This window comes from Sebaldella sp. S0638 (assembly GCF_024158605.1).
Lineage (GTDB): Bacteria > Fusobacteriota > Fusobacteriia > Fusobacteriales > Leptotrichiaceae > Sebaldella.
Genome location: NZ_JAMZGM010000169.1, coordinates 1 through 6,285, shown reverse-complemented (window position 1 = coordinate 6,285; position 6,285 = coordinate 1). Strand labels below are relative to the sequence as shown.

The window sequence follows — 6,285 nt, the reverse complement described above, 5'->3', positions numbered from 1 at the left end:
TTTCGGACACCTGCCTTCTCTCAATTAGTTTACACAATCAAGATTTTTGTGTCCACTTTTTCATACTAACACCATATTCTGTATGCGAATACTCTCCTGTCATTGGATTATACACATCTTTTACAAATATCTTGCCACCTTTTTCCATATAATCATCATTCAGATCTCTCCATATATCATCATAGATATACTCTCCGTCCCATGTTCTCCAATACAATCTATATTGTCCTGATACTTCTCCGCTGTTCAGTAATTTATTACCACTTAAAAAGATATTTCCTCTGCTGTCTATTATTCCTCTTGTATTATCTAAAAGGTTAAATCTTGTTATATTCAGAGTACTCTGACCTACTATTTCTCCATCTGTATTATCTACATCTCCAGTCTGAATATTAAGATTATTATCACTGTAAATAGAAGCTTCTTTATTGATCAGCTTTGTACCTTCTATATTCAGTTCATCAAGAAATATTATCAGATCCTTATTCTCTATATTGTTTCCTGATAATTTTCCTCTTTCTCCTTCTATCATGAAATTATTTAAGATATTCCCTGTTGCCAGTAACTCTAAATTACTTCCTGATATTGTCTTGTCATTGGTTATATCAATTCCTGATAATCTTAACAGGCCTGAACTTATTGTATTTCCATTGTTTGTTATGTCCACTCCTGATATCAAAAGATTATCTATTCCATGGATTTTACCTTCAAGTAATAAATTTCCTGTTGTACTTAAATATATATTATCCCCTTTTATTGTTCCTGTCGCATTATCATATGAAAATAGGCTCTGTAGATTTATTGTTGTTGATTCTATAGAACTTCTATTTATTAATGACGAGTTATTTAAATTTATACTTCCATTCGAAGCCAGTTTTCCTGTATTATTTAAACTTGCATTATTTGCCGTTATTACTTCTTCTGCCAGTATCTGACCGCTGTTTGTTAATACTGGTGTCGTCATTTCTATATTCTTTGAAGCTATTATCCCCTGGTTATTTATACTACTGCTTCCTTTTAATTTAGATGTTTCAACTACTTTAATTTTATTACTATTTACAATGCTTGTACTCTCTACATCCAAATTAGTCGTCACTATTTCCCCGGTATTGCTAAAAGTAAATCCTCTAGATACTATTTTATCAGATACCTTTAATGTTCCTTTATTTGCTAAATCTTTTGTATCTACTAATCCCCCTACATTTATTACATTATAGTTCTCAAGATTAGAAGATATCATAAAACTTCCGTTTGTATTTATTTGACCATGATTTACTGCATTTCCTGTCGTATTTATTCCTTCTACCGTTGATACTTTTCCGGTACTTTTATTCTCAAGATTCTTTGTATTTAACTTCTTATTCGTTACTATTTCACCACTGTTATCTAAATTATCTACATTAATATTATTTTCTGCTGTTATTTTCCCTATATTTTCTGTATCTTTTGCTGATAACTCCCCTGTAGTCTTTACACTTCCTGTATTTCTTAGATTCTTATCTATTTTAATGCTGTCTTTTCCATAAAGCATTCCTGCATTATTTACATTTCCTTTTACAGTCAATTCTTTTTCAGACATCATTTTTCCTGTGTTTGATACATTACCATCTACTGTAATCCCGTTCTCGCTTTGTAAATCTGATTTATTAGTTAAGTCTTTTCCTACTTTTACGGAATTCTTTCCGTATACTAATGAATCTGATTCCAGATTACCTTTTATTTCCAAGCTTCCTTCTGATATTAACTGACCCTTATTTTTTGTGTCTCCACCTATATTAACATTGCTTTTTGAATAAAGATTTGTTTCATTATTCAAATTTCCACTTATTTCTATTTCCTGTGCCTGTGTTCCACTTCCTCTTAATGTTGTATTATCTGCTTCTACTGTTAATTTTCCTTCTGTATATATTGAACCTTCCTGTGTGAAATTCTTTGCCTTTACTTCCACTTTCTCCAAACCTTGGCTTCTCTCAGTCAAAATTGTTCCATCCGCATTTAATTTCAACACACGTTCACTAACTAACGAGCCTTTTACTGCCAAGTCCCCGCCAACAGCTTTGAGATATATATTACGACCGTAGATTCCACCTACTACTGATGATGATATTAATACTTCTCCAGGATTATCTCCCTGCTTTATTACTTCCTTCGTTCCTGTATTATAATCATATTGTCCGCCTATTAAAGTTAAATCATTTCCATTTAATTGTCCGTTTACCTGAATGCTCTTTGCAAGTAAACTCAAATTTTCTGCTGCATTTCCGTTAAAGCCTGCTCCTATTTCTATTCTACCATTCCTTACCATTATTGTCATTAAATCATCACTTACATGACCTGTCGTAAAAGTTACGTCACCAAATCTACCTACTAAGCCCCCATTTATATACAGTCCGTTAGGATTACTAAAAATCATATCCACATGACCTGTGCTCGCTGCTTCTATAAATCCATTTATCACTGACGGGTCTTTATGTACTCTTAATAGTATTGCTTTTGCTGGTGCCCCTGTATAGTTCTCATTTGGGGCTATTATTCCTCCAAGCTCACTTCTGTAACCTATTCCTTCTTTGGGTGAGATGTTGTTTAGTATCAGGTTTTTCTCGTCGACACTTAGTCTGTCGAAATCATTAACTGAAATCCGATTTCCACCTGGATTGGATAGTTCAATCATCGGAGTATTATTTGGTGCTGTTATTACTCGTGCTGTCGAGCCTTCCCTTATTTTTATTAATTCATTCCCAAATGTCATACTATTTAAGAACATTCCCAACAACATACTAATTGCAATGTTCCTGTTAACTATCTTATGCCAATTCCTTTCCTTCATAACTTCCTCCTTATTTATTCAACAAAAAAAACAATATTCAAAAATATTAATTTAATTACAGTTTTACCTATACTTCTACTATTATTTCAATATTGCTTTTTCTTTTTTTCTTTTAATTATTATATAATTTCCTTTACTCTATGTCAATATTTTATTACTTTCTGTTAAAATGAAGATATAAAATTAGCCTCTTTCTTATTCTTCAATTCTCTCAAACGCTTCTTCTAAAGCCATATTTTTCTCATCTATAACATAATTTTCATAACCTTGTTCCTCTGCCCATAATCATTTTCTTCATAGTAGGTATATGCGTACCTAGAAGTGTAACTCTTAATTTATAAGCTCTCATATATTAACTCCTTTTATTTTTTCTCATTACAGCATATAAATAATAAAAAAATAAATCTGATTTATAAAAAAAGCTGTCTAAATTCAATATGAATCAAACAGCTTTTTATTTATGGGAGTTCTATTTTTTTTACTAATTTTAATTCTTTATTTTCCAACTGGAAAAAATATGTATTATAATCTGTGCAACCGTCTATAAGTTCAGTATCATCAGATTCAGTGAAATAACTTGCTGTAACCACGAAATATTTTCCTGTCTCTACTCCGTAATTTTCCAGAAAATCAGTGTCATCAGATGAAACAAACTTATTTGTTACTTCAAAATCACATGTTTTTAAATTTCCTTTTTTAGTGTATTTTGAGATTTTGTTTGTTTTAGTGTCAACTTTTGGAAGAGTAAGGTCTTTCAGGCTTTTGAAAAATTCGCTTTTATTTTCAGAAGCAGTTTCTACATCTTCAAATCCATATGACAGAGGAAAATATACTGTCTCTACCATTTTAGGAAAATTCTTTCCTTTCAAAGCGCTTTGGAATATAGCGAACTGTTTTATGATTTCACGCTGTTCGGTCTTTGTATATGTTTCTGCAAAAGAAACAAGACCTAAAATAAATAATAAACATACTAAATATAACTTTTTCATCTTTTCTCCAATCTAAAAATAATTATTATAAATTATATAACAATATTTTTAAAAAGACAACCAATAAAATAATTATACAGAATAAAAGCTATTGACTTTTCTAATTTGTATGGTAAAATTATATTGACATGAGATAAATAACAAGTAGTGAAACAGTTTTATATTTTAACTCCTTTGAAATACCTCCCACACGGGGAGGTTTTATTATATATGAATTTAATTCTTGACTTTTTTTAATTTGTATGGTAAAATTATATGGTAGGAGAATGAAAGAAAAATAGATAAATAGTTTACTGTCATTTAAGAACGTCTCCACGTTTTTTCATTGACCTCTCTATAATTGAGAGGTCTTTTTATATTTATTTTTTGCGACTGTAATAATCATTTTTTTTAAGTTTATAAGTAAGATTTTACTTTACCATTACACTTCTTATTTCTAGATTTTTATTTTGATATCCAGATTATACTCTAAATGGCTCTCCATCTCTTTTTATATCATTACAGTCTATATCTAATAATTTTTCTATTTGAGTAAAAAACCACTGCCATCTATCTTTTAATGCCTCTTCATTCCACTGCCCATCAAATTTTTTATTTATAAAGTCATTTAATATATGCTGGGATATTCTAAGAGAAGTTGTATTTTTCCCTTCTCCTGATTCATATATTTTCATTTTATTTGAGAATGGGCTATTACTAGCTTCAACATTTTTTCTACCACTTAATAATGTCAAGTTTGCTACACTTCTAAGCCATTTATCTTTAATATTGTCTCTTATATGACCCCATTCTTTATATTGCTTATATGCTTTGGGAAGGATATGCTCCAAATGAAGCTCTTTATCTAACTTAATATAACTTTTCTTTGAATCATCAAGAATTCCATATTCTATTAAAATTAACAGTGGTTTTATCCACGATTCATTATCTACAACATTAGATTTTAGATTTTCTTTTACTATAAATAATATTCTGTCATCTTTAATTCTGTTATTATATATTGTCTTTATATAATTTAAATGTTTTTTACATTTTATTGATATTATAGTATTAAAAGATGCCTGTTTAATGTGTGGGCCTGTTTTTCCTGCAATCCAGTATAGATAATAAAATCTTCTAAGTTCATATAATAATTCTTTGGTGTATTTATAATTTTCGACAAATGCCGTCATTAGTATTGTTTTCCAATACATATTCCAACGTATATATCTAAAAGAATATACAAGTTTTGAATCAGAATTGTAAATTTTATCTCTGTATATTTTAGCAAAATTTTTTAATTCTGAAATTACAAGATTAGGATTTCTATCTTTAAATAGAATTTGTGATTCTTCCATTAACGTTTTTTTAGGGCTTGACCCTAATAAATAATAGATATACATTGCCAACAAATCACTTAAACTTATATCTGTATCCTTGACTATATTTTCTGTTTCTACCCAATCCAATATAAAATTATTTTCATATTGCTTTAGAATTTCTTTATCATCTTTATATTTATAATATATATTTTCAAGTAAGTAACTTTTTAGTAAATCCGCTGATGTTAAATCCATCCCTCTATCATTTAAAACCTGAAAAAGTTTTATTGCAAAATCTCTATTCGAACAATCTATCCTAATAATTTGTACTTTAAAAAAGATATAATTAATAAAATGATTTCTTGTATTTTCATCCAATTTTGATAACTTTTCTTTAAAGATACTAGCTGTATTTCTATACTTATATATCGGATCCTGTTCACTTTTCAAATTATATTTAAAAGTTTTCTCTATATTTAAAGTAGCTCCATCGTTTAGGACGGTTGCCATGAAATCTGACTGATGTTGGGCATGAGTAAATAATTTTAACCGTTGAACTTTATTATTCAACGCTATTACTGACTTAATAGAATTTAAATTTACTACCAGTGAAAGTGTTTCATCATCTTTATTTATATCTGGAAAATTATCTCTAAGGACGCAAAATAAAATCATCAAAGTAGTCATTCTTTGTTGTCCGTCCACAACATCTAAATAAATTGATTTTGGCTCCATTGGTTTTGCTGTAATTATGGAACCTAAGAAATAATTTTCTATATTATTTTCATATGCTTCAAAAATATCAGCCCATAACTGTTCAACCTGCTCATTCCCCCATTTATATGGTCTTTGATAATGAGGTATCTTATATATAATTTGAGGATCCCCAAACAATTGATTCACGGATAAATTTGATGGTTTAAAAGATTCTTCCATTACTTTCCCCCTTCTTTAAATAAAATAAAAAAGCAACAGATAAACGAGATATTCAGTAATTGTAATTAGTTTTAATCTAAATATGTTACTATATATTTCCTTTATTTGTTACTTTTCAATCCTAAACAACACTTAATTTGTTAATTATACATTTATATCGAGCCTGTGATAAAAAGTCTGTAAATAAAAAAATCTTTTTATGATAAACTAAAAACAGGAGGACTTTATTATG

At 29.0% G+C, this 6,285-nt stretch carries 3 protein-coding genes; all 3 read right to left on the bottom strand.

Annotation, left to right across the window (positions count from 1 at the left end; all coding sequences use genetic code 11):
- Window positions 1-37: 37 nt before the first annotated feature.
- Entirely contained in the window at window positions 38-2,827 is a 2,790-nt protein-coding gene (locus tag NK213_RS18605; protein ID WP_253352046.1) for a filamentous hemagglutinin N-terminal domain-containing protein, read from the bottom strand.
- 458 nt (window positions 2,828-3,285) lie between these two features.
- Entirely contained in the window at window positions 3,286-3,816 is a 531-nt protein-coding gene (locus tag NK213_RS18600; RefSeq protein ID WP_253352044.1) for a hypothetical protein, read from the bottom strand.
- 461 nt (window positions 3,817-4,277) lie between these two features.
- Window positions 4,278-6,053, bottom strand: coding sequence for a DUF262 domain-containing protein (locus NK213_RS18595; RefSeq protein ID WP_253352042.1), 1,776 nt, complete (start codon window positions 6,051-6,053; stop codon window positions 4,278-4,280).
- Window positions 6,054-6,285 lie beyond the last annotated feature (232 nt).

Bases quoted from the DNA above. Each gene is read 5' to 3' on its own strand.
- NK213_RS18600 (WP_253352044.1), bottom strand. From the start codon at position 3,816: ATGAAAAAGTTATATTTAGTATGTTTATTATTTATTTTAGGTCTTGTT.
- NK213_RS18605 (WP_253352046.1), bottom strand. From the start codon at position 2,827: ATGAAGGAAAGGAATTGGCATAAGATAGTTAACAGGAACATTGCAATT.
- NK213_RS18595 (WP_253352042.1), bottom strand. From the start codon at position 6,053: ATGGAAGAATCTTTTAAACCATCAAATTTATCCGTGAATCAATTGTTT.